Annotated in this window: 21 protein-coding genes, 1 pseudogene and 1 riboswitch; of the genes and pseudogenes, 12 read left to right on the top strand and 10 right to left on the bottom strand. The window is 45.6% G+C overall.

All coding sequences use genetic code 11. From position 1 onward, the window contains the following. Positions 1-49: 49 nt before the first annotated feature. Both FCL48_RS17995 and FCL48_RS17990 read right to left on the bottom strand, forming a co-directional pair. A complete protein-coding gene (locus FCL48_RS17995; protein WP_136874202.1) occupies positions 50-772 on the bottom strand; it encodes a PilZ domain-containing protein in 723 nt (240 codons plus the stop codon). Between the two features lie 187 nt (positions 773-959). Continuing rightward, entirely contained in the window at positions 960-1,535 is a 576-nt protein-coding gene (locus tag FCL48_RS17990; RefSeq protein WP_136874200.1) for a DNA-3-methyladenine glycosylase I, read from the bottom strand. A gap of 249 nt (positions 1,536-1,784) precedes the next feature. Between FCL48_RS17990 and FCL48_RS17985 the strand changes: the two genes are divergently transcribed. Beyond that, entirely contained in the window at positions 1,785-2,942 is a 1,158-nt protein-coding gene (locus tag FCL48_RS17985; RefSeq protein WP_136874198.1) for a GGDEF domain-containing protein, read from the top strand. Positions 2,943-3,196: 254 nt separating this feature from the next. Here the strand turns inward: FCL48_RS17985 and thiC are convergent, their stop codons facing one another. Next, entirely contained in the window at positions 3,197-4,534 is a 1,338-nt protein-coding gene (gene thiC, locus FCL48_RS17980; RefSeq protein ID WP_136874196.1) for a phosphomethylpyrimidine synthase ThiC, read from the bottom strand. Positions 4,535-4,620: 86 nt separating this feature from the next. Beyond that, positions 4,621-4,819: riboswitch (cobalamin riboswitch) on the bottom strand. Between the two features lie 264 nt (positions 4,820-5,083). On the opposite strand from thiC, the gene uvrC reads away from it, so the two are divergent. From uvrC to FCL48_RS17960, 4 genes are all read left to right on the top strand, one after another. Next, entirely contained in the window at positions 5,084-6,895 is a 1,812-nt protein-coding gene (gene uvrC / locus FCL48_RS17975) for an excinuclease ABC subunit UvrC (RefSeq protein WP_136874194.1), read from the top strand. 141 nt (positions 6,896-7,036) lie between these two features. After that, positions 7,037-8,572, top strand: coding sequence for an aldehyde dehydrogenase family protein (locus tag FCL48_RS17970; RefSeq protein WP_136874192.1), 1,536 nt, complete (start codon positions 7,037-7,039; stop codon positions 8,570-8,572). A gap of 15 nt (positions 8,573-8,587) precedes the next feature. Next, positions 8,588-9,898, top strand: coding sequence for an L-lysine 6-transaminase (gene lat / locus FCL48_RS17965; protein WP_136874190.1), 1,311 nt, complete (start codon positions 8,588-8,590; stop codon positions 9,896-9,898). Positions 9,899-9,948: 50 nt separating this feature from the next. Next, positions 9,949-11,130, top strand: a complete 1,182-nt coding sequence (locus FCL48_RS17960) for an acyl-CoA dehydrogenase family protein (RefSeq protein WP_136874188.1) — start codon at positions 9,949-9,951, stop codon at positions 11,128-11,130. Between the two features lie 431 nt (positions 11,131-11,561). On the opposite strand, the gene sstT is transcribed toward FCL48_RS17960, so the two are convergent. Together sstT and FCL48_RS17950 are read right to left on the bottom strand one after the other, a co-directional pair. Beyond that, a complete protein-coding gene (sstT, locus tag FCL48_RS17955) occupies positions 11,562-12,818 on the bottom strand; it encodes a serine/threonine transporter SstT (protein ID WP_136874186.1) in 1,257 nt (418 codons plus the stop codon). A gap of 194 nt (positions 12,819-13,012) precedes the next feature. Further along, positions 13,013-13,345, bottom strand: a complete 333-nt coding sequence (locus tag FCL48_RS17950; RefSeq protein WP_136874184.1) for a hypothetical protein — start codon at positions 13,343-13,345, stop codon at positions 13,013-13,015. 69 nt (positions 13,346-13,414) lie between these two features. Between FCL48_RS17950 and FCL48_RS17945 the strand changes: the two genes are divergently transcribed. Further along, on the top strand, positions 13,415-13,690 hold the full coding sequence (locus FCL48_RS17945; RefSeq protein WP_136874182.1) for a hypothetical protein: 276 nt from the start codon (positions 13,415-13,417) through the stop codon (positions 13,688-13,690). A gap of 18 nt (positions 13,691-13,708) precedes the next feature. Here FCL48_RS17945 and FCL48_RS17940 read toward each other — a convergent pair whose 3' ends face one another. From FCL48_RS17940 to FCL48_RS17925, 4 genes are all read right to left on the bottom strand, one after another. Beyond that, positions 13,709-14,257 (bottom strand): NADPH-dependent FMN reductase, encoded by a 549-nt coding sequence (locus tag FCL48_RS17940; RefSeq protein WP_136874180.1) that lies wholly within the window; start codon positions 14,255-14,257, stop codon positions 13,709-13,711. A 25-nt stretch (positions 14,258-14,282) separates the two neighbouring features. Beyond that, positions 14,283-14,996, bottom strand: a complete 714-nt coding sequence (locus tag FCL48_RS17935; RefSeq protein WP_136874178.1) for a pirin family protein — start codon at positions 14,994-14,996, stop codon at positions 14,283-14,285. 78 nt (positions 14,997-15,074) lie between these two features. Further along, a complete protein-coding gene (locus tag FCL48_RS17930) occupies positions 15,075-15,509 on the bottom strand; it encodes a MarR family winged helix-turn-helix transcriptional regulator (RefSeq protein WP_205747752.1) in 435 nt (144 codons plus the stop codon). Positions 15,510-15,739: 230 nt separating this feature from the next. Beyond that, the gene (locus FCL48_RS17925; RefSeq protein WP_169309274.1) at positions 15,740-17,002 is read right to left on the bottom strand and encodes an amidohydrolase family protein; all 1,263 of its coding nucleotides are present in this window, start codon (positions 17,000-17,002) and stop codon (positions 15,740-15,742) included. Between the two features lie 568 nt (positions 17,003-17,570). Here FCL48_RS17925 and FCL48_RS17920 point away from each other — a divergent pair. The 4 genes and pseudogenes from FCL48_RS17920 to FCL48_RS17905 all read left to right on the top strand — a co-directional run bounded on the left by FCL48_RS17920 (position 17,571) and on the right by FCL48_RS17905 (position 20,100). Next, entirely contained in the window at positions 17,571-18,566 is a 996-nt protein-coding gene (locus FCL48_RS17920; RefSeq protein WP_136874172.1) for a metallophosphoesterase, read from the top strand. A 610-nt stretch (positions 18,567-19,176) separates the two neighbouring features. Further along, the gene (locus FCL48_RS17915; RefSeq protein WP_136874170.1) at positions 19,177-19,518 is read left to right on the top strand and encodes an IscA/HesB family protein; all 342 of its coding nucleotides are present in this window, start codon (positions 19,177-19,179) and stop codon (positions 19,516-19,518) included. A 107-nt stretch (positions 19,519-19,625) separates the two neighbouring features. Beyond that, positions 19,626-19,901 (top strand): annotated as a pseudogene (locus FCL48_RS17910) (4Fe-4S dicluster domain-containing protein); the annotation flags it as partial. Then, positions 19,858-20,100, top strand: coding sequence for a hypothetical protein (locus FCL48_RS17905; RefSeq protein WP_136874168.1), 243 nt, complete (start codon positions 19,858-19,860; stop codon positions 20,098-20,100). The pseudogene FCL48_RS17910 and the gene FCL48_RS17905, both read left to right, overlap by 44 nt. Positions 20,101-20,135: 35 nt before the next feature. Here FCL48_RS17905 and FCL48_RS17900 read toward each other — a convergent pair whose 3' ends face one another. Then, positions 20,136-20,879, bottom strand: coding sequence for a 16S rRNA (uracil(1498)-N(3))-methyltransferase (locus tag FCL48_RS17900; protein ID WP_136874166.1), 744 nt, complete (start codon positions 20,877-20,879; stop codon positions 20,136-20,138). A gap of 104 nt (positions 20,880-20,983) precedes the next feature. On the opposite strand from FCL48_RS17900, the gene FCL48_RS17895 reads away from it, so the two are divergent. Next, positions 20,984-22,264 carry a 3-deoxy-D-manno-octulosonic acid transferase gene (locus FCL48_RS17895; RefSeq protein WP_136874164.1) on the top strand — a complete coding sequence of 427 codons (1,281 nt, stop codon included), beginning with the start codon at positions 20,984-20,986 and terminating at the stop codon, positions 22,262-22,264. Further along, the gene (locus FCL48_RS17890; protein WP_169309273.1) at positions 22,261-24,804 is read left to right on the top strand and encodes a DNA internalization-related competence protein ComEC/Rec2; all 2,544 of its coding nucleotides are present in this window, start codon (positions 22,261-22,263) and stop codon (positions 24,802-24,804) included. Before FCL48_RS17895 ends, FCL48_RS17890 begins: the two co-directional genes overlap by 4 nt. Positions 24,805-25,113 lie beyond the last annotated feature (309 nt).

Below are 25,113 nucleotides of genomic sequence, written 5' to 3'. Positions count from 1 at the left end.
CATATCTGTACGTGCCGTTAAACACAGAAATAAAGGCATTTTTCGAGGACTATAATTGCGGAAACTTGTCGGCCAAATCTCTCTGGGATTCATAAACCAGTCTTTTCCAGAGTTTGTCTTTATGGTCTGCATCAATATCGTCAAATTCCACCCCGAATCTGTCATCTTCCACCCAGCTCACCTTGGCTTTCAACTCAAAACGGTCAGGAATGTCTTCATGCGCGTTAAAGGTTACAGTCAAACTTATTCGTGCACCTTCCTGAGGCAATAACGTCGCAGAATGTATATCACACCCGTTCACCGACAAACAGGTAATCACACCTTCTCCGGGCTGGCCGCGATCGGTGTACGCAACAGACCGTTCGTAGAGTCTGATGGGCAGGGCAACCTTGTCTTCGGTGGCAGAGAGAAATTCCTCCGCCTCCTCAAGACTATTCAATGTTTCAGCTTTATACCCCTGGCTTCTGGCCGTATAGTTAAAAAACTGTTTTTGAATGACTTTCGTCTCATCAATGACTCTTACAACCCGACCAACCTTACTCGCAATAAGGTGATTGGAGATTTTTCTAAAGGTGGGAAGGCCGCTCAGTACTCCAATTGTGCAGGCGGAAAAATCGGTAATCACATCAAAACCAGGTTGCAGGTCCACCACACAAAATCGAATCTCGGTGTAGAGACTGTCAATTTCCTTCTTCGACAATCTATCAGCGACCGTGATATAGAGCCTGTTTTTCTTGATATTTGCGACAACCTTTGACTTTTTTACTGACATATTCACGAGGTAACTATAAATAAATGTGCCCAATTTCGAAATCGACTGTTTTGCAATGGTATCATGAAAAATTCTATAAACAAAAGGAAATTACAATCCGCCTACCTCGAATCCATTCCTGAAAGAACTGCCCAAGTATAATATTTTATTGATAATATCCGCATTTTTCCAGAAAAAACGATATCTGTTATGCACCCATTGCCCTCACCTCCTTATATCTATAACAACCAACAAGATGATCGTTAACCATGCCAATGGATTGCATGAGAGCATAGCAAATCGTAGGTCCGACAAATTTAAAGCCTCTTTTTTTCAAATCCCTGCTCATCTGCTCTGAAACTGCAGTGGACGATGGCAGCTCTGAAGTCATTGTCCAACTGTTTTGTATGGGAGTCCCGTCCACATATTTCCATAAAAAACTCTCAAGACTCTCCCCTTGTTCGTACAACTCGAGCAAAGATTGGGCATTTTTAATCACCGACTCAATTTTCAATCTGTTCCGGACTATTCGTATATCATTTTTCAGCCGCTCTATATCGGTTTCAGTATAGCCTGCGATTTTTACTGTATCGAAATTATCAAATGCCTCCCGGTAACCATCTCTCTTTTTCAAAATAGTAATCCAGCTCAAACCGGCCTGTGCTCCCTCAAGACAAAGCAACTCAAAAAGCCTGCGCTCATCATGCAGAGGAACACCCCATTCTCTGTCGTGATAATTGATATAGATGGGCTCATCACCACACCAGGTGCATCTGTTCGTCATATTTTTCTCCAAATCACGCTTACCTTCAGTCAATGGGCCTTACTTATTTCGACCCCACCATTTTTTCAGATCTATCGTATCTTCCTTGTGTAGCAAATTTTCATCCATGCACCCCCAGCTATTTCCGCTTGCATATATTTGCCAGGAAAACGAATTCTATGCGCATTTTTGATTATTGATTATAGTTTACTGAGCAATATCAGCAATACGAAGGTGTTTACTGACCACGTCCATTACCAGAGGAGTCACATGCAATCACAGCTAAAAATTACTCTTTTGGATACACTGTTAAACAGCGCCAATGACGATATTTTTATTAAGCAAGTTCATGCATTAAGCAAGACATATGGGCCCACCTCAATTCAGCAGACTTTCGAGATGCTCGCAGGTATTATTCTGCCCCTTGATACATGTGCCTCCCACTGGGAAAACCTGATCAAATACCGCGCTCAGATGATGGAAAAACTGGATCGTCCCATTGGCCTGACTACAGCTCTATGTGACTACCTGCAAAATGAAACGAACTATCTAAAAACCCCCCGAATTGTCGAGACAGCGGAGTATGAAAACACCCTGGAAAAAAGTCACTATGACAAACTGACAGGGCTGTTCAACAGGTGCTATTTTGATGAGGCCTACAATCAACAGGTGGCCCTGGCCAAAAGATATAAAGAAGATTTCACAGTACTGTTTTTCGACATCGACAATTTCAAGCGGGTTAACGATACCCACGGTCACAAAGCAGGAGACAAGGTTCTGCAAAACATTGCAAATGTGATTCTGTCTGAAAAGCGTGACAGTGACATAGCAGCCCGTTTTGGAGGTGAAGAGTTTATTCTTCTTCTCACCCACTCAGACAATGTAAGTTCTTATTTTTTTGCTGAACGGCTGCGTCAGAAAATTGCCGACCTCGAATTTACCTTCCTGGGTAAACCATGCCGTGTAACCATCAGCGGTGGTATTGCCTCCTACCCATTTAACAGTGAAAATCCGCAGGATTTAGTAGAAATGGCCGACAGCGCCATGTACCTTGCCAAAGGCGCCGGGAAAAACAGAATTTCTCACTATAAAAAAGAAAAGCGCCGCTACCTCAGGGTCAAGATTGACGAGCAGATACGTACAAAAGAGTTAAACTTCTCAGATGGCCCCACACTCGATGCAACCAGCAAGGATATCTGTGTCGGAGGCATCCTGTTTGAAAATGACAGTTCACTTCCACTTGGCTCTCTTATTTCCGTACAGATACAGCTTGCATCGGGCAAGAAACCTGTCATCCTTATCGGTTACGTCGTTCGTGTTGAGCTCCTTGAGTCCGGCCGGTATGATATTGGTATGACCACCTCATTTAAAGAGCTTGATGAGATCGTCAACAAAGAGATTGCCTCCATCATCCTAGCTCAAAAATAACTGTGCCATATACACCTCGATAATTTTGCATACTCGTGCAGAAAACAGTGCATTGAAAGCGAGGTAGTAGCCAGGTTGTTTCTGACTGTTTTGCAGCGTTGAAATACGGCAAACAGATAGGTCCGGACCAGCCGACGAGGACTCCATCCCCCTGGATACGGCTGTCTCCGGACTCTGTTGCACTTTTTATTTCAACAAGGTATAAATCTCGACATTTTTACAATCAAGAAATCATACAGCGGTTTTAGACCATATCAGACTTCAACTGCCAGTTTCTTTTTCTGTGAGCATTTATCACCGGTAATATCTTTTTCAAAGAGTGAAAAGCCTCGTTCCATGGCACAGAAATCACCGCACATCGTACATGTGGACTCGTTTTCAGGTTTTCTGCTATTACGCACCTCTGTCATCTTTTCCGGAAACATTGAAAGCCGGAAGTACTCTTCGAAGTTGCTGTCCCGACGGGCGATGGCGGCTCTCTTTTCCACCTCTCTTTTTTCCGGATATTTAGCAATATCACCAATGCGGGCAGCGAGCCTTGTCGCCCTCACCCCTTCACGGACATCATCTTCAGTGGGCAGGGCGAGATGCTCTGCCGGGGTGATATAACAGATAAGGTCAGCTCCATGCCAGGCGGACTGGGCAGCGCCAATTGCTGCGGTAATATGGTCATAACCTGCCCCGGTGTCGGCGGGCAACGGCCCAAGCACATAATAGGGAGCACCGCCACTCATCGCCTTTTCCAGCATGATATTACCCTGGATTTCATCCATGGGGACGTGCCCCGGACCCTCAACCATCATCTGGCAGCCCATATTTCTGCCAAGCTCTGCAAGTTCACAGTTAATGATCATCTCCGCCATCTGAGCCCGGTCATGGCTGTCATGAATCGCACCGGCACGGATACCATTGCCAAGAGACAACACCGCGTCGTATTGTTTCATCAGGTCGCAGACCCTGTCAAACTGCTCATAGAGTGGATTTTCCTGGTTGTTGTACTCCATCCATGAGACCATAAAAGTGCCGCCTTTAGAGACAAGGCCACCATAACGGAATCCCTGCTTGCGCAGCCGTTCGATGGAAAACCTGTTGATACCACAGTGGATCGCCATAAAACTGATACCATCCTGCAGTTGACGCTCTATGAGCTCAAAGAGATATTCAGGGTCGAGTTTATTGGGATTTCTATACTTTCTGGTGGCTTCTGCAAAGGCCTGATACAAAGGGACATTCCCCACAGGCAAGGAGCAACTGGCGAGCACTGCTCTGCGGATGGCATCAAGATCCCCGCCTGTTGAAAGCTCCATCAGGGTGTCGACCTTTTCATGCTCGGCAATTTTCGCCTTTCGTATTTCAAGTTCAACATCAGATATGTCTGACGATGTACCTATTGATGCGTTTATTTTTGTCCTTAACCCCTTACCGATTCCTACAACTTTTTGCTGGGGGCGGACCTGAGAACCCGGGATGACAATATGCCCTTTGGCAACCCGCATTCTGATCTCTTCTCCGGTATACCCTTCATCGTCTGCTACCTGCTGCATTTGAGAGGTGACCATTCCTTCATTTGCCCATTCAATCTGTGTTTTCATTTCATTCTCCATTGTATTCACCTGCCCACGGGCAATAAAAAAGTCCGCATCACGGCCAAGCGTGATACGGACTTTTTTACGGACAGGAAAGTCTATTTCTTACAGGCAGGTCTTCTGACTTACGGATCATTCTCAGACGGCACCTTCCCGTTCCAAAACAACCGGAACAGTGGTATCTTGCTGTCGTTGTCCCCGCTTACAGCGCTGGCCCCACGTTACGGATTTTCACCGCATTCCCTTTTCAGTAACGGAGTATACGTTACCACCTGTGAGTTATGTCGTGTTACTGGAGAAAAATTACAAGAGATTTCTGCTATTGTAAATCCCTAATCTCTTTTTTGTCGGAAGTGCTCTTTTCGAAAATATGCTGTAACGTATTCCCGTAGCACGATAGATCTTCAAGGTGGCCTTCGTGAACCGATCTTGATCCAAGGCTCGATTCGCACAGCAGACGATACTGACTGACCCATTAACACTAAAGCAGCACAAGCCAATAAAAACCAATATACAATACGTTACCAAGAAAACATAACACACCTTCAAGATAAAATGTTCCCACAGTCAATTCTCTCCTCCGCCCCTCACAGTCCCGGGGTATATATCATGCAGGACACAAAATCCACCGTACTCTATGTGGGTAAGGCCAAGGATCTTCACAAACGCCTCTCATCCTACGCCAGGTTCTCAGCAGCGGAACACAACAAGACAAGCATCCTGCTGCAAAAGATCAGCAAGGTTGACATATTACTCACCAATACAGAAAAAGAGGCGTTAATTCTCGAAGCGTCACTCATCAAAAAACACAAACCAAAATACAATATCATCCTGCGTGATGATAAAAACTATCCCTACATCAGAGTAACCACCCAGGAAGAATGGCCAAGAGTTCACATGGCACGAAGAAAGACAAGAGACAAGGCGAGATACTTTGGACCCTACTCGTCATCAAGTGCCATGTGGTCAACCCTGAGGCTCATTTCTTCACTGTTTCCCCTCAGAAACTGCAAAGGAAGCCAGCTCAAAAAAAGAGACCGCCCCTGCCTGAACCGCCAGATCGGCAAATGCCTTGCCCCCTGTGCCGGAAATGCTGACCGCCAACTGTACATGGAACATGTAAAGAAAATCATTATGCTCCTTGAGGGGCGTAACCGGGATTTGATCCAATCCCTGCAGAGCCAGATGCAGGAGGCTGCCGACATTCTTGACTTTGAAAAGGCGGCATCTTTGAGAGATCAAGTATCGGCCCTTTCCAGAACCCTCGAAAAACAGGTTATTTCCGCCAGCCACACTAAAGACCAGGACGTTTTTGGCTTTGCCCGAAAGGATGCCGCGGTGGCAGTGGCCCTGCTTTTCATACGGGATGGTCTTATCAATGGTAGCCGCTCCTTTTTTTTAGCAGATACCTATGGCGACGACGCCTCAATCCTATCCCAGGTCCTGACTCAGTTTTATACCGATGAAGTCGTTGTTCCCTCGGAGATACTCCTCCCCTTTGAACCTGCTGATCTGGAGTTGCAAAGCGACTTTCTCAGCGACAAATCAACGACAAAGGTTGAACTTCACATCCCTAAGCGTGGTGAGAAAATGCAGCTGGTGGCCATGGCCAATGCCAATGCGCAGCAGAGCTTTGAAGAAAAAGAAAAGAAAAAGAGTTCCTGGGAACATTTAAGTAAATCGATGTGCAGAACCCTGCACCTTGACCGCGCACCCGACCGCATTGAATGTCTGGATATTTCCAATATCAGTGGTCAGCAGGCGGTTGGCTCGCTTGTCTGTTTTACCAAGGGTGAAAAGGACTCTGCAAACTTCAGACACTACAAAATAAAGACCGTAGATGGACCAAACGATTACGCCATGATGAAGGAGGTTCTTGAACGACGACTCTCCCGCGGCCTTGAAGAAGATACACTGCCTGATATGTTTGTGGTGGATGGTGGTAAGGGGCAGCTCGGGATGGCCATGGCGGTCGCCAAAGAACTTGGGATAACAGAAGATATCGACTGGATCGGTATTGCCAAAGAAAAGGAGTCTGAGGGGGAAAAGCTCTATAAACCCGAACGGAAAAACCCCATAATCCTCCCCGCACACAACCCCATCATTCTCTACCTCATGCGTATCAGGGATGAGTCTCACCGCTATGGTGTCACCTTCCACAGAAAACTACGTAACAAAGCCACCCTGACATCTGAACTGGATGGTATTCCCGGTATTGGCGCAGAAAAAAAGAAACAGCTCCTCAAACACATGGGAAGTCTGAAGCGGGTAAAAACTGCAACTGTTGACGATCTGTGTGAAGTGCAGGGGATCGGCCCGGAAATCGCCCAAAAAATATTCAATTTCTTCAATAATACAACGACATAATAAATATAGTTAAATTATTACACAAATGTTGCTCATACCGGCAATTAATCCGGTGGGGAGTAACAAACAGACTTGACTCAAACAGAGACCAGTACGATATTTACATAACAATTAAAACAATTTAAACGGACCGAGGGCCAAATGAATTTTCTTGACGAACTGTATCTGGAAAAAGTGATGTCAGGTGCCTCCACTGGTACCAAATGGCTGGGGAATAATGGCAGAAAAAAACTGCCCGTCACCTCACCTGTCGATGGCGAGACCTTTGCCCACGTCACCAAAGCCACGCAAAAAGACTGCGAAGAGATCATCGTGCAGGCAGAGAAGACTTTTTTGACCTGGAGGGCCATGCCGGCACCACAACGTGGAGAAATTGTCCGGCAAATTGGCCTGCGGGTCCGCGATTTCAAACTTCCCCTTGGCACGCTCATATCTTACGAAACCGGGAAACCCCTCCAGGAAGGTCTTGGGGAGGTTCAGGAATTAATTGACATCTGCGATTATTGCGTTGGTCAATCCCGAATGCTCTATGGCATGACCACAGTTTCAGAACGCCCCGACCACAGGCTGTTTGAGCAATACCATCCTCTTGGCATCGTCGGCATCGTCACCGCCTTTAACTTTCCCATGGCCGTCTATGGCTGGAATGCCATGATTGCGGCAATCTGCGGGGATGTCACCATCTGGAAACCATCCTCCAAGGCCCCCGTTTCTGCCATTGCTCTGCACAAAATCATTGGCAGGGTCCTCGATCAAAACAACCTCCCCGAGGGCATTTTTTCTCTTATTGTCGGGGATCGTGAAAGTGTCGGTAAAAAGATAATCGAAGACAAACGAATTCCCCTTATCTCTTTCACCGGCTCTGTACCATCAGGTAAAATCGCTGCCAAAACGGTTGCCGACAGGCTTGGAAAAACAATTCTCGAGCTGGGTGGCAATAACGGTATCATTTTAACCGAACACGCTGATCTGAAACTTGCTATTCCCGCGGCAGTCTTTGGAGCCGTTGGCACGACAGGACAGAGATGTACCTCGACCAGGCGGCTGATTGTCCACAACACGCGTATGGCTGAAGTAACAGAACACCTCCTTGCTGCCTATAAAAGTGTAAAAATTGGCAACCCACTGCTTGATATCAACCACATGGGACCGCTCATAGATAAAGACGCCGTAAAAGCCTACCAGAAAGCCATCAAGACCATTGTAAAACAAGGTGGAGAAATCCTCTTTGGTGGCAACCAGCTCAAAGGGGAAGGCTACGAATCCCATTGTTATGTCGAGCCGACAATTGTCAAAATTGCCAGCAGTGCCGCCATTGTCAGTGAAGAGACATTTGCCCCTATTGTGTATCTTCTTGAATACGAAGGACCAGTCGAAAACGCAATAGCCATAAACAATGGGGTCAGTCAGGGGCTCTCTTCTGCCATCTTCAGTACAAATAACAATCAGATCGAACGCTTTTTGAGTAGTCGTGGTTCAGACTGCGGTATTGCCAATGTAAACATCGGGACCTCCGGTGCCGAAATAGGCGGAGCCTTTGGTGGTGAAAAAGAGACAGGTGGGGGCCGAGAATCCGGCTCCGACGCCTGGAAAGCCTATATGCGCAGACAGACCGTGACCATCAACTACGGGAATAACCTGCCTCTCGCTCAGGGGATTCGCTTTAATATTGATTAATGCAAAGGAGAAATCGTGGTAAAAGCAACCGAGGTTAAAAGCATTCTCCGAAGGCATCTCCAGGCAGATGGAATGGATATCATTGTCGACCTGGATGCCTCACATGGGAGCTGGCTTGTCGACAAGAGAAACGGGGATCGCTATCTTGACTGCTTTTCCATGTTTGCCTCTATGGCCGTTGGCTTTAACCATCCAGCCCTGCTGGAAATTTCTGATATGCTGGGTAAAACAGCCATACAAAAACCTGCTAACTCCGATATCTACACCGAACCGATGGCGGACTTTCTCGAGACGTTCGAACAAATCGCCATCCCCAGCTACCTTCCCCATGCCTTTTTCATAGAAGGAGGTGCCCTCGCGGTTGAAAACGGCCTGAAAGCCGCCTTTGACTGGAAGGTGAAACTCAACTTCAAAAATGGCCACACCAGCGAATGTGGCCATCAGGTTATCCATTTCAAACAGGCATTCCACGGGCGCTCCGGCTACACCCTTTCACTCACCAACACTGCAGACCCTCGTAAGACAAGATATTTCCCCAAATTCAACTGGCCTCGAGTCACCAACCCCAAGCTCTCTTTTCCTCTTACACAACAAACAATTGAAGAAACCATAAAGCTTGAAAAAATGGCTCTTGGTGAAATTAAAGATGCAATAACCCAGCACGGACCAGATATAGCAGCACTCATCATAGAACCGATCCAGGGGGAAGGCGGCGACAACCACTTCAGAAATGAATTTTTCATCGAGTTAAGAAGAATTTGCGACGAAAACGACATCCTCTTTGTCATGGATGAGGTCCAGAGTGGAGTCGGACTTACAGGTAAATTCTGGGCCCATGAACACTTCAGCATACAGCCTGATATTATCAGCTTTGGCAAAAAAACCCAGGTGTGCGGAATACTTGCATCCAGGCGTCTTGACAAGATCGATAGCAACGTTTTCACGGAACCCAGTCGAATTAATTCGACCTTTGGGGGCAACCTCATCGACATGGTAAGATGTTCTGCAATTCTTAAAATCATTGAGAAAGAAAAGCTGGTCGATAATGCTTGCAGGCGAGGTGTAGAGTTGCTAGAGGGATTAGAACAACTTGCCGGAAATTATCCGGATATCATCTCGAATCCCCGTGGAAAAGGTCTGATGTGCGCCTTTGACCTCAAAGACAAAGCAACAAGAGACAGTTTTCTGGCATCACTTGTAAAGGAAAAACTTTTGCTCGTTGGCTGCGGTGAAAAAAGTATCCGTTTTCGCCCCCATCTTGTCATAACAAAGGATGAAGTTGATACCGTGATCCAGATCATACAACGGGTAGTAACACAACAATAGACCGTACCCGCTGACCTTGCCGCAAACTTTACACCAAAAAGGAAGCAACAATGAGTGGAACTGTGGATTTTACTGACTACATGCATCTGCGTGACTTGCTCAGTGATGAAGAAAAACTGGTACAGCAGACAGCCAGAGAATTTGTTAACGCTGAGGTCATCCCTTTTATAGATGACTACGCCCAGAAAGAAGAGTTCCCTCTTCACCTGGTAAAAAAGATGGGTGGCCTTGGATTTCTTGGCCCTAATCTTCCTGAAGAATACGGCTGCGCCGAACTTTCCAATGTAGCTTACGGCATCCTGATGTATGAGCTGGAACGTGGCGACTCTGCAATACGAAGTTTCGCCTCTGTCCAGGGTTCCCTTGTCATGTACCCCATTTTTACCTACGGCAGTGACGACCAGAAACAGTACTGGCTGCCGAAAATGGCCGCAGGTGATGCCATCGGCTGCTTTGGCCTGACGGAACCTGATTTTGGTTCAAATCCTTCGGGCATGAGAACAAAGGCGGTTGCAAACGGGGATGGCACATGGACCTTAAATGGAGCCAAGATGTGGATCACCAACGGCTCCATCGCCGATGTGGCTATTGTCTGGGCCAGTACGGAAAACGGCATCCGTGGCTTTCTCGTGGAAAAGGACAGCCCGGGCTTTAGCACAGTGCGCATGAAAGGCAAATGGAGCCTTCGAGCCTCTGTCACCTCAGAACTTGTCCTCGATAATGTCATTGTTGATGAAAAAAAATGTATGCTCCCTAAAGCAAAAAGCCTCAAGGCACCTCTGAGCTGCCTTACCCAGGCAAGGTATGGCATCGCCTGGGGCGCACTGGGAGCCGCTGATAACTGTTATCAGACAGCCCTTGAATACGCATTGCAGCGGGTCCAGTTTGATAAAAAGATTGCCTCCTTTCAGCTCCAGCAAAAAAAGCTGGCCGACATGGTAACCGAGCTGACTAAAGGCCAGCTCCTCGTCCTCCAGCTTGGCAGACTCAAAGATAAAGGAACCTACACCCCGGCACAGGTATCCATGGCAAAAAGGAACAACGTGAAAGTTGCAATGGACATCGCCAAAACAGCAAGGACCATTCTGGGCGCAAACGGTATCATGGGAGAATACCCCATCATGCGCCATTCAGCCAATCTGGAGTCCGTTTATACCTACGAAGGCACCCATGACATGCACACCCTCATCATCGGTGAGGCGGTGACCGGGATCCCCGCCTACCGCTCGTAAGCACCAACATCCGCCCCTACTCTACCCGAAAAACGGGTAGAGAGTACCTACGAAAACAACACAAAAGAAGAACGATACACGTTTTTTCTCATGTAATTTCACGTTTTATATACTCGGCAAAATCGTTCTGTTTCACCTTGTATTCCGACTCGACGAGTGGGAGAGAAATTACGAAATCCCCGTGAAACGATTACACGCTGTGAGAATGGTACAGAATACTGCCAAACGCAGAAGAGCTCTCACATCGACACATGGGGCTGGGGCTGCATCGAATCCCAGAAAAAGATCAGAATATCCACCTTGCCTTCTGCGATTAGGCCCCATTTCAGGTGAATCAAACGGAAACAAAGACAGCACTTTTCAGTTTGCCAACAGACAGGAGCGCGCTGCATAAAGGTGACCTTCACACGGCACGTTTCAAACCATAAAAATTATCCCACCTTAACCTTGACAGGCTCTCCACAAAGCACACTGCCATCCAGAACCACGCTTTTATCTGCAGCCGCGGTAAAGAGGACATCCGTAGAACTGTTCAAACCAGTTTCCGCTGAATCTTGAATAACTCCGATAATAAACCCGACGGCGACCACCTGCATCGCGATCTCATTGGGAACTCCAAAAAGACCACAGGCAAGAGGTATAAGCAAGAGAGACCCACCAGCTACTCCTGATGCACCGCACGCTGACAAGCTAGCAACAAGGCTGAGCAACAACGCAGTTGCCATATCTACTTCAATTCCAAGAGTATGAGCCGCGGCAAGCGACAGAACAGTTATGGTAATCGCTGCACCGGCCATATTAATTGTTGCCCCGAGGGGGATTGAAACGGAATAGGTATCTTCATGAAGTTTCAACCTTTTGCAAAGCTCCATATTAACCGGAATATTTGCAGCTGAGCTTCTGGTGAAAAAAGCAGTCACTCCGCTCTCACGAAGACAGGTAAAGACCAGAGGATAAGGATTTTTTCTGGTCATGACGAAAACAATGATGGGGTTTACAATCAGGGCAATGATCAGCATTGAACCTAAAAGAACCTCCAGAAGCTGACCATATCCTGCAAAAGCTGAAAAACCCGTCGTTGCAATTGTCTGTGAAACGAGGCCAAATATTCCGACTGGTGCAAATCGAATAACAAGTTTAACCACTCCTGACACTGCACCTGAGATATCATTTAAAAGGCTTTTGACATGCTCGCCACTGTTTTTGAAGAAAAACCCAAGGGCAAGTGCCCAGGCGAGAATCCCAATAAAATTACCTGTCGACAAAGCATTAACAGGGTTATCTATGATCTTAAACAGCAGGGTATGCAACACCTGTCCAATCCCCTTAGGAGGAGAGATACTGATGTCTGTTGCAACCAGAGTCAACGTGGTTGGCATAAGAAAACTCATGCCAACAGCCGTAAGGGCCGCCATAAACGTTCCAACCAGATAAAGCAGTATAATAGTACGCATATTGGTGTTGTCACCAGTCTTCTGATTTGCAATTGAAGCTAGAACAATCACAAAAACAAGAATTGGCGCAACCGCTTTCAATGCAGCAACAAAAATCTCTCCCAATAACCCTGCAGAAACAGCGGCATCAGGTGCAACGAGTGCTAGACCAACTCCCGCAACAATGCCTGCCAAGATCTGTTTAACCAGACTTCCTCCCACTATTTTCTTAAGTACTCCAGATACTTGATCCATGCTCCACCTTTATTTCGTATTATCAAATCACCACCTACGGTATCACTAAAAAATACCACTTGGTCCAACCAGGATCATATAGAGCGAAAATGTATGCAATTGTCAATAATTGCTTCAATGTTTTAGGAAATAATAATTTTTACAGTTTTTTTTTGACGTTATCACCACTACAGCAACAAAGAAAGCGATCCTGTTTAAAAAAACAGTGCCTTAAAAACCGGCCCATCAATACGACGACAATTACAAAGAGGGTCAACGATAGTTCGAAACTTTTCACCTATCTCAGACAGCGCCTTTTCCCAGGAAATTTCTACACATCCGCCGGCCGTCTTTTTGAGCGGCACAGTCATGCGTTCTTTATGATGTTGAAATTTTGCGATTTTCTGACCTTTCCGACACCGATAGCCTTTGCTCCTCGGATTATCAGGTTCTCCTTTCACCTTGACAATCAGATTATTCTCCACCTGCACCAGGATTCCGCAATTCTGAGCACACAGGACACAGCTCGTCGGTCGCCATTCACTCATTTTTCACCTCACAACCCAGATCAATGCACATCAGCCATTTACGGCTCAAACCTTCGGGATCATGGAGCTATGAAAAATCTTATTCTTTTCGATCTGCGCCCCAAAAGTTCTGACTACGTCAGTCACCAGTATCCAACAAGAAACACAATTGCTTTGGTCTGTAGCGGAGCTTTTGATCCTGCAGTACAGGGGCTGTTCGGTGGAAGATGCACAGACATTTACCAGGAGGCTTTTACTATAGAATTGGTTTTCAGGAGCTGCGTAGAAGGAGTTATCTTCGCGGTGGTCTATACCGTGGTGTTCAAAAATATCAGAGGCCCGGACAAAAACGTAACCCAGGCCTGATGATTGAAATACTGGAATTTATGCCCGGAGCCTTTTAGCCCAAGCCTGTAAGGCCTGTAATTGCTGGATGATCAATTCCTGTATTTTGGGATCAACGAGGTTACCCTGTTCATCAAAGCTGCCACTAAAAGCGTTGCTGAAAATCTCCGGCTTATTCAGAGGATGAAGATCCAGGTACACACATACTTGTCTGAGATGATACTGAGCCCTTGCTGTGCCCACCCCACCTCCCGCTCCCATTATCGCAACAGGTTTTCCGGCAAGCAGGTAGTTATCAGGTACACGCGAAGCCCAATCGAGTGCGTTCTTCAGGGCTGGTGCAAGGGAATAGTTATATTCCGGGCAGCCAAACAACAGGGCTTCAGCCCTGTCAAAACTATTTTTCAGTCTCTGTACAGATACTGGAACCTCCTGAATATCTGCATTGTAAAAAGGCACATCCTTTAGATCAGCCAGCTCAATTTTCAGACCTTCGGGAGCATTCACCTGAGCGTATCTCAGCAGGCCGAGATTAGTTGAATTCCGGCGTAGACTGCCACATATCCCTAAAATGTGTAATGGTTTCATTTTTTCTCCTTAACTTTCATATTTGTTACTGGGTTAATGGAACTTCAATTGCCAGGATTTCTGCACTGGTTGCTGCAAGAACCGTATGAACTTCACGCCCATGCAGACCGAGCCCATCCCGCCGATTCAACGCGTTCCCATCTATACTGACGTTACCTTCAATAATAAAGAAGTAGACACCGTATTCTTTGTTATGTTTCTCATACCTCACCTGTTGTCCAACGTCTATATCTGCTCGCGAAAACCAGGCGTCCTGATTAATCCAAATTGTTTTCTCAGAGGCTCGGGGTGACACAAGTACCTGGAACCTGTTCCGTCTCTCAGATAGGTCAAATAATTTTTGACCATACCGCGGAGCAATATCCCTGTTTCTGGGCAGCACCCATATTTGCAGAAAATTCACATCTTCTACAGGAGAATTATTGTATTCCGAATGGGTCAACCCGCTTCCAGCTGACATGATCTGTACTTCACCCGTTGAGATGATGTGTTTGTTCTCCATACTGTCCTGATGCCGCAGAGAACCGGAGAGTGGAATAGATACTATCTCCATATTGTCATGGGGATGCGTGGCAAAACCCATTGCTGGTTTTACAATGTCATCATTGAGTACTCGCAACAGACCAAAATTCATACGCTCCGGATTATAATAATCCGCAAAACTGAAAGTGTGCCTGCTTACAAGCCAGCCGTGATCAGCAAGTCCCCTCGATTCATTTTTGTGGTAATCGCTCTTCATTGCACACTCCTGATCCCTGTAGAATTTTTAAAACAGGCCCGTACCTGCCTTGATATCAAATCCATTGAACCAAAAAATTTATTTAAATTTCTTCAAGATCTTTGCAAGAGCAGTTTTATCTTCAACAGTTAAAAAATTAAACTCCCGTGCAACTATCTCTGCATGACGGGGAAAGACTCTGGCAATAAGTTTTCTGCCAGCCTCTGTAAGATTGACAGTAACCCTGCGACGATCATCACCAAATCTTTCGCGCACGACTAATGATTTTTTTTCCAGACTGTCGACCACGGTCGTCAGATTTGCGTTGCTCTTTAATATCTTCAAACCCAATTCTCCCTGGGAAAGTGGCCCTAAGTGATATAAAGCCTCAAGTACCCCGAACTGGCTGATGGTCAGGTTATCGTCTTTGAGATGCCCATGAATTCGAGTTGTCACCCTATTGCTTGCTCGCATGAGCTTGACATATACATTCAGCGCGTCTCGTTGATCTTCCTGCGGATTATTGTGTTTCAATTTCTCCCCCATTATTTCGACATCGAATAATTTAACATCAAAATAGATATACGATACGGCGAAGTCAAGGGAAAGCGATGAACAACTGTCCCCGAGTTAATTTCAAAACTCTCTGAATGAACTTGAATATTTTATAGAGATAAAATGTCTAAGACAGAAAAGAAACAGCGAGAAAGAACATCTTGTACTATCAGTTTATAGTGAACGAATGAACCTCCAACAATCTGAACCTATTGTTCTAAACGCACTCCTTCAACATATCTTGCAAGGATATTGCGATCATCTCCAGTGTAGATAAATTTTTCAAGCCGGTCTTCAACGGAATACTTTTCAGCAACCATCGGTTCATCTTCAACAACCAGGGCGTCGAACATATAGCCTTTTTCAAAACTACCTGTTCTTTCAAAAAAGCTACCCCCAGCCTTGGTCCCCATATAAAAAACTTCCGCAAGAGTTAAGGGGGCTAATTCGTCATTGTCGAGATTAATCAGTTTTGACATTTGTACTGCACGAACCATTGCTTCATTCAGACCAATTTTATGGCCTCCGGCAATATCACTTCCCAGACCAACCTTAATTCCTCTATTCAAATACTCTCTCACTGGCATGATTCCGCTGCGGACATTTAGGTTGGAGTCAGGACAATGCACCAGAACAGGACCATTTTCCAAGGCCAGTATTTTCTCATCTTCACTCAAATAGATTGCATGGGCCATAAGTGTCTTGGTCTGTCCAAATAGGTTGTTTTTAAAATACACATCCGAGTAATGCTCTGCTGAGGTAAAGAGACGCTGAACCCATTGTACTTCATCAATATTCTCAGAGAGATGTGACTGAACAGGTACATTATACCGGAGTGCAATATCCCCGAGACCCTTTAATAATTCGTCAGAACATGTCGGTGCAAACCGTGGGGTTATAATTGGTTTTACCAATCGTTCATTTTGGTATTTTTCTATGAGATATATGGTTCCCTTTAAAGAATCCTCAGTGGTCTCTGTGATACAGGCAGGAGCATTTCGGTCCATGTTAACCTTTCCAACATATGCACCAATTCCTGTATTTTTTAGAATTTCAAAGAGCAGTTCGGTTCCTGTCGTTGATGAGGAGGCAAAAACACAGGCCCTGAGTGTGCCGCTGGCTAAAAGTTTTCGGGCAAAACAAGAGTACGCGCTTTTGGCAAAATCTTCGTCTCTAAACTCTTTTTCAAGATCAAATGTATAATCTTCCAACCAATCTAAAAGTTGTTTGGTCATCCCAATCCCGCACTGTAGAAACTGGGCAGCATGGAGATGAAGGTCGACAAAGCCGGGAATGATAAGCCTGTTTCCGTAATCCTGAACATGTTTTTCCTTAAACCTCTCGGGTAAAACCGGATAAATGCCTTCCACCTGACCATCTACGGCGACGAGAAAACTGTCTTTGTGAACTGTAAATTTCTCAGCGGTTCTGGTGTACAGAAAATGACCTTTAACTATCAAAACCTTAGACATGATTTCCCCTGCAATCTTAAGTAAAATTCATCCGCTTAAAGTGTACTTTGTCTTCTGAATTGTCATTTCCAGGCCACCCAATTAAAAACCCATCTCCCGGTCTGCGTCAACCCCGCCCTCAGGCAATAGCCCTTTCTCCAGTTGCTTGTCGACTGCAAAAACACGCTCCAGGGGCTGACTTCACCTCACTTTGGCTGCAAGATATCCCTTGCGACTAAGGAAAATCAACAGGCGGTTTTAAGAGCTTTTCGGCTCTTTATGTAACGTGTTAATATACAGTTGAGTTCAAGTATCTGAAGTTTTCTCATTGAACTTTTCGATTCTACAAAAATAACCAAATTCAACAACGGTATCTTCACCGTTAGAGCAAACAGTTCACAGCCCCCTGCTCTTACATTATAACGTTGAGATTTAACGAAACTATACCAAGCCACCGAATATAATATAACTTTTACAGTTCAAGTTAGGCCCATTGGGAAAAAGGGTATCACCACTACCTATAGAACAATTAAAATGAGGTCAATGATCTCAGATCTTTTCATCAAGTATTCGCACTAAGGAGAACACAATGGATCTGAACCGTCGGAAATTTCTCGGAACCACGGCCGCAGCAGGCTTAGGGATAGCCGCCGGACTTGGCTTACCGAGAAGTGGTAATGCAATGATAAGCACTCCCATGGTAAAAGCTGGCATTATCACCGACACGCACCACGCCACAAAAGCTGACACCGCGACCCGTAAATATTCTGCTTCTCTGGGGAAAATGGAAAAATTTGTTACTACCATGAAGCAGGAAAAACCTGATTTTGTCATCGAAATGGGCGACTTTGTTGACACCATCACCGAAGGCACTGACCCTGTACAAAATCTTGAAGAAATCGAAAAACTTTTCAGTTCCTTTGGACCACATTATCATGTTCTTGGTAATCACGAATTCGACAATCTTACCCGTGATTTTTTCCTCGAATCAATCGAAAACACAGGAATACCTCAGGGCCAGACCTGGTACTCCTGGGACAAAGGCGGGGTTCATTTTGTCGTACTTGATGCCGGCTACACTCCCACATTCCCCCATCGCCCCTATGATACGAACACCCCTGAAGATTCTTTCTGGACCTGGAAGGACACATTCATACCACCGCAGGAACTGGAATGGTTGAAAAAAGATCTTGCTGCCACCTCTCTGCCATCCGTGATTTTCACCCATCAGACTCTGGACCGTGTCGATGAACAGGACCATAACATCAAAAACGCTTCTGACGTGCGTAAAATCCTGGAAGACTCCGGCAGAGTCCTAGCGGTACTCTCAGGACATGACCACGCCGGAGGCTATGCAAACATTAAAGGAATCCACTACATTGTCATGAACGGAAACGTTGGGGTAAGTGACCAACGCCCCTGGAAAGACACCAGCACAAAAGAGGGATTTGACGCTGATTATGACAACCAGTTTGCCATGCTGGAAATATACCTAGACGATGGGGCTAAATATCGCATAAGACTGAAAGGTTATGGTCGTCAGGCTTCTTATGATCTGATTCGGATTATCTCCAACAATTATTGATTTTATCTTGCAACAGATCGGACAATATTTTTTCGTTTCAACCTTTGTATCGAGGATTTCTCCGGGCCTCCCACGGGTTACTCTGTTGACCTGGAGGTTGAATTTAATTCCCCCTCACAGAGCCTTTCTATTAATAAGAAAGTGAAACAAAATCAGTCTCGTACTTATTGTCGCGCCTCATCTCCACGACACATTTTAGCCAGAATGGTATCTGGACCTCCCGGCTAATTCGAGACACTGTAAAATTCTAGCGGTTACCGCATCGACCTTAGTTTCTGAATTCATCATTGCAATTCATCAAACTCTACGCATAGGATTAACCTATATATTAGATAGGAAATATCGAAAAGCATTTCTTGACTCCTGATCAACCCGTTGATACTTTAATTGTCTCATAGCTGTGAACTCAACGTTATTTTTCCGTGAGTTTACAGCAACTCTGTCCATTAACATGTGTCTTAAACGGTCTACCCTTGAAAATGGTTATTGAAGCCCCTTAGCGGGGATCCGCATCTCTGGACTAAATATTCTTCCCTAACGCAGAAGAGATAAACTCAGAGCCCAAAATATCCTACTAGGTACGACAAAAATCAAATGTAAAGGAAACAACATGCTGGAAGTTACCACTCTCGCAAGCGAGAAACTCGTTGAATATATGCAGGTCAATAATATCTCCTCATCACTCAGAGTCGCCTTGATGCAGGGCGGCTGTTCAGGCCCCTCACTTGGACTGGCGCTTGATGAAGAAAAAGCAACAGATGAGCTGTTTGCCAAGGAGAAATTAACCTTCCTTATCGCCAAGGACCTCCTGGAACAATGTGGTAGTATTACCGTTGATTATGCCGATGCGGGAAGTCGTTCAGGTTTTACCATCACTTCAGCAAATCCATTGCCGAACGTGGGAGGAGGTTGCAGTTCCGGCTCCTGCGGCTCTGGAGGATGTGGTTGCTGACATAAACTTCTCACAGGCGAGAAACAGTCCTGTCACAGTCAACCGCTGTGGCAGGATAAGACAAGCGCCATATAGTTCAGGGAAGAATCATGGGTAAAGCACAGTGAATCGACTCAGCAAAACGTCAGACTCTTCTCGATAAAGTATGTCAGGAGTTACCAGAAGGCGGCAACCTGAATCTTTGTTTAACCTGTGGAGCCTGTACGGCAGGATGTCCGGCAACAGGTCTTTTGGATATGGATCCCCGAAAATTCCTGCGCATGGCCGCCATGGGCATGGATGATGCGTTGAGCGCAAACAAGTGGGTCTGGTTATGTTCCATGTGTATGCGTTGCACCTATGTCTGCCCAATGGAAATCAACATTGCCGGTCTCATACTGCATAACCCCCTGCCAAAACTGCCATGCCCAGATTCACGATCTCTCCCATCATTTTGATGGTAATTTTTATGTGAGTAATCTATGGACCTTCCTCGCACTTTCCCTCGGAGTTCTGGCAGAAAATGAACGGGAGGACCTTCGTGACGAATTAAGGGGAATCTGGCTACCCGGCCACCCAGGAACACCGAATCCACTACATTAATAGACCTTTATGTAATTTCCTTCTCACGATTTTTTTCAGGTGTTTTCTCCCAATGCTGTTATCTGTGAATGAAGTGCAACAACAGCTGTGTCCACTTTCAGGATTCTGTTACCAATGGAACAGCAGGCAAACTGCTGTTCCTGAAATTTATCCACTTCATAATCAACCCAACCACCTTCAGGACCTATTGCAAGAAGCACCCGATCCATGCCTCGGCTAATGACTTCTGTTAAACGTCTGTTTCCAAGAGGGTGAGCACAAATTAAACTGCCATATTCTCCTATCACTTGAGGCAGAAAATCTTCAACAAACGGCTTAAACTTTGTATGGATCTGGACTTCTGGCACACGGGTGTCTACGGCCTGCTCCAACCCCTGGAGCAGGTGCAAATTATACTCAAGAGGATCAAGGATTGAGGCTTCCCAAAAGCTTTTTTCTACTCTTTTGGCGTTTACAAGATGTATCGTGCCCACCCCAAGTGCAGTTACCTGACTGAGAATGCGTTTGAGCATGATGGGCCTTGGAAGAGCAAGGATGAGATCAAGGTGCGGCTTTGCCCGCATGGGCTCAACAAGACAAATTTCTAATTCTGCTTCAAAGGGGAATTTTTTCTTGATTGAAACAATAGTGGCATATCCCAGAGGCCCGTTAATACAACCAAGCTTTACCTTCTCCCCGGCCTCTGCCCGAAGAACTTTGACGATATGCTCAGCTCGATGGTCTCTCAGCTTTACACAGTTTCCCTGTATTTCTTCTTCCTGTACGAGTATTATGTTCATCCTGTGATGTAACCTAGCCCCACTGTGCAGTAATGCGATGCACGTGTAAATAAAAAATTGATTTTTCCCAAGGGAAATGCTCCCAGTAATTGGTTGAATGCTTTATGCTTATTCTCTATAATATGCTGCAGGTTGTCTTTCTAGTCGTTTTTTTTCCTATTCTGCTCATTGTGGCGGTCAGCAATTCTAAATATAGGTCCAGGATTCTTTCACGTCTGGGCTTTGGTCTGAGAAAAAAAATTGCTTCCATCTCACCTTCAACTGACAAAGCTCCAACAATCTGGATACATGCACTCTCGGTCGGAGAGACAACCTCGGCGGAGCCCCTCATTCTCGGTCTTCGTAACCGCTACAATAACTGCCGGATTATTTTTTCCGTCACCACCAAAAGTGGCAAGGCCGTGGCAGACTCAATTATGACCAGCCAGGTTGATCTCGTTCTGGACGGCCCACTCGATCTTTTGCCCGTTGTAAGCTATTTTCATGCAAAAATCCAACCCAGTCTTTTCATTCTCGTTGAAACTGATTTCTGGCCAAACAACCTGCTGCTTTTACAAAAAAAGAAAATTCCCTCCATTCTGGTGAACGGCAGGGTCTCGGCAAAATCTATTTCCGGCTACAGAAGAATGGCCTTTTTCTTCCGTCCTATATTCCAGAGTTTTTCAGCTCTCAGCATGCAGACCTGTGAGGATAAGGAAAAAATGCAGTCGCTGGGAATTGAACCAGCAAGAGCCCTGACCCTTGGCAACCTCAAATTTGACACGCCAGAGATTCGTGGAGACAAAGGTGTCGCAGAATTACAGGCAACTCTTCCTGCAAATAAGACAATATTTATTTGCGGCTCCACCCACCCTGGAGAAGAGGAACTTTTAATTGAAAGTTACCTCGAGATACGACAGGAATTCCCTGATATTTTTCTCGTTATAGCGCCCCGTAACCTCAAACGGGTCAAAGAGATCATTGAAATCGCCAAAAGCCAGTCGCTTAGCATCTGCCTGAGAACCGATAATACAAGGCAGGACTGTGATATATTCATCCTCGATACTATTGGTGAACTTGCCTCCTGCTACAGCCTCGCGGAGATTACTTTTGTGGGGGGAAGCCTGGTCAGTAAAGGAGGACATAACCCCATTGAGCCTGCCGCCATGGGAAAACCCGTTCTATTTGGCCCGCACATGGAAGACTTCAGTGAAATTGCCCAATCTCTTCAGCAATGCGGTGGTGCACGTCTGGTCAAAAATCGTCAAGAAATCTCCGCAACTCTGCGAGAGTTACTGCAATCTGAGACCTTACGTAAACAACAAGGTCTGGCTGCGAAAAACTTTGTGGTAAATCACAGGGGAGTAATTGATAGGCACCTTACACTCATCCAGCAATTACTTTGAAAACACTTGCCCAATACATTTCAACTCACCTTCTCGCAATCCTTGCACTCACCTTTACTGCAGGAATTGCCTGTTCACCCTCTTTTAGCCAATCTTATGATATTTCAACAACTTTTACCGTTGCAACAGCACTGCTCAGTGGTGTAACCCTCGTTCTTTATCTCCGCCACCGGGAAAAAGCAGTTCTCCTGCTTCTGCCCTTTATCACTCTGGCGACAGGCTACTTCCACGGCCTGTCAAGTCTGCAACCGCCTTCTTCAAGCCAGCATATCTATCAGCAGATTAGCAGGCCCACTGAGGCGGTTTTAACCGGCTATGTAGATGAAATGGTAACCTTTGACGGTAAGATGAGTAAAATTATCATTTCCCTCTTCTCCCTGCAGAAAAAAGATATGCAGTTTCAAAAACCGGCCCGTGGAAAGGTGAGGCTTGCTTTTCAAGGGAGGTGGCCGGCTACAATTTTACCCGGTGATCTGGTTATTGTGCGAGCAGATCTCAAGCGCCCCCGCAGTTTCTATACCCCAGGTGTCTTTGATTATGAAAGATTTCTGGCCCAGCAGGATATCTGGGTCACCGGTTTTATACGATCACCACTCTACATTGAAAGGTTGACTGACAATAGGACCACTATTCAGCATGTAAAATATTGGCCTGAACGGCTACGTACCCACATTGGTAACTATCTAGACCATAACCTCTCAGAAAAATTTTCATCAATCTATCGGGCGTTGCTGCTGGGTGACCGGAGCGGAGTATCACGATCCGATCTTGAACTGTTCAAGGCAAGCGGCACTTTTCATATACTTGCAATTTCTGGCCTGCATCTTGCCGTTATTGCAACACTTCTCTACATCATTTGCTACTGGTTACTCAGCAGGTCCGAGACCTTACTCCTGCGCTTTTCAGTACGAAAAATTGTAGCCGCACTCATCATCCCCATTCTCGTTGGTTACGCGCTTCTGGCCGGGCTGAACAGCCCGGTTACCAGAGCGGTAATTATGAGTACTATTGTACTTATTGCTCTCTGCACGAACAGAATTAAATCCCCGGCGCCACTCGTGGGTGCTACAGCCCTAATCATACTTATTTTTGATCCACAACAACTCTTTACGGTATCGTTTCAGCTCTCTTTTGCGGCAATACTCGGGATTCTTTTCATCTTCCCTATCTTACAAAAGTTACTTCCGGAAACCTTGCCCTCCTCAGGGAAACAAACGTCGACACGCCATAAGGTGCTCAGATATCTCAGCTCAGCCTTTCTGGTTTCTTTGGCAGCCACGCTTACCACCTCACCGTTTAGTATCGCGACATTCAATAGAATTTCTACAATCGGTCCTCTGGCAAATCTTATTATCGAACCACTAATATGCCTGTGGTGCCTGCCTGCGGGTATCCTCTCCCTTCCCTTTATGTGGTTCTCACCAGCAATTGCCAACCTTTTTCTTTCTTTTGGAACATTGGGAATCGATATCTCACTGAAAATTGCAGAATTCATGACACAATGGCCATGGGTTTCAATGTACCTTCCAAACCCTCCTCTTCGGCACAACATTCTCTATTTCCTGGTGTTGTATAGCTTCGTCACACTAGCCTTTAATCACTCAAAGTATAAAAAAACGATAATACTTAGCAGTTGTATCCTGGTCTTTTCTGTCTTTATTTTTGATCTGCTGCGGTCAACAGAAAGCAAACGGTTCCCCGTGATAACTTTTATTGATGTCGGTCAGGGGAGCGCTACAGTTATAGAGACCTCAAAGGCGGTGACACTTATCGATAGTGGAGGCTCATCCTGGTCAGATATCAGTGTTGGGGAATCCGTCGTTGCACCTTTTTTATGGTCCAAAGGCATCTACAGGATAGACAACATAGTAGTCACCCATCCTGATGCAGACCACTACAACGGAATACACTACATTATTGAACACTTTTCACCTGCCCATCTCTGGCTGCGGGATGTTCATGGCCATGATCGCCACTACAAATCACTCGTGAATTTTGCCAGGCAAAGAGGTGTTGCAATTAAAATTCCCAAATATGGTGACCAGCTTGAAGATGACGAAATGAGTCTGGAATGTCTTGCAAATCTCAAAGAAGACCCCAAACGAAACAACCAGCGAAACAAAACATCTAACAGCAGTTTAATCATAAAGACCTGCTTCGAAACGACCTGCTTTCTGTTTCCAGGAGATATTAACAGTTCCATGGAACAGTCTCTTCTGAGCAAAGCTATTAATCTGCATTCTACTGTCCTCCTCGCGGCCCATCATGGGTCTAAGACTTCAAATTCTATAGAATTTCTGGACATAGTCAAACCGGAATATGCAGTTGTCTCAGCGGCAGCATCTAATAAGGGGTACTTCCCTCATAAAAGCTTTTTACACAATTGCAAAATAAGGGATATTTCGGTTTTATCGACTGCACAAAATGGAACCATCGAATTTACAATAAAAAACAGTAACCTTTCTATCAGGACCGCTCAAAAACTGTCTAGCAACCCACTCTATCCTCTTGTTTTACAACCACTTTCTGGCCAAGACTAGTCTCAGTAAAAGTATTTGCAAAAAATGTAAAATTATAGACGTTACAGCTTCGACGGTTGTGTTGGAGGCACCACAGACAAAAGCCGGAGTGAAAATGCTTTTCCACTCCGGCCCATAAAAGATGTTAGAATTCTGAATTTTGCGGCAAGATCAGCAATCGTTTAATATCTTGAAAGTCGGATAAAGCGTACACTATTTAGTATCCACTCCCAAGTACTTCAAGAGCAGCCTGTCTCTGGCCACCGATTCGGTGGACCATCGATAGCTGCCCATGACAGTCTGGACTTTTGTGGTTTCAATGCAGTCGAA

Origin of the sequence: Desulforhopalus sp. IMCC35007, from assembly GCF_005116575.1 — a bacterium.
Classification (GTDB): Bacteria; Desulfobacterota; Desulfobulbia; order Desulfobulbales; family Desulfocapsaceae; genus Desulforhopalus_A.
Note: the sequence above shows the minus strand (reverse complement) of the source record. Positions and strands in the feature narration are given on the sequence as shown.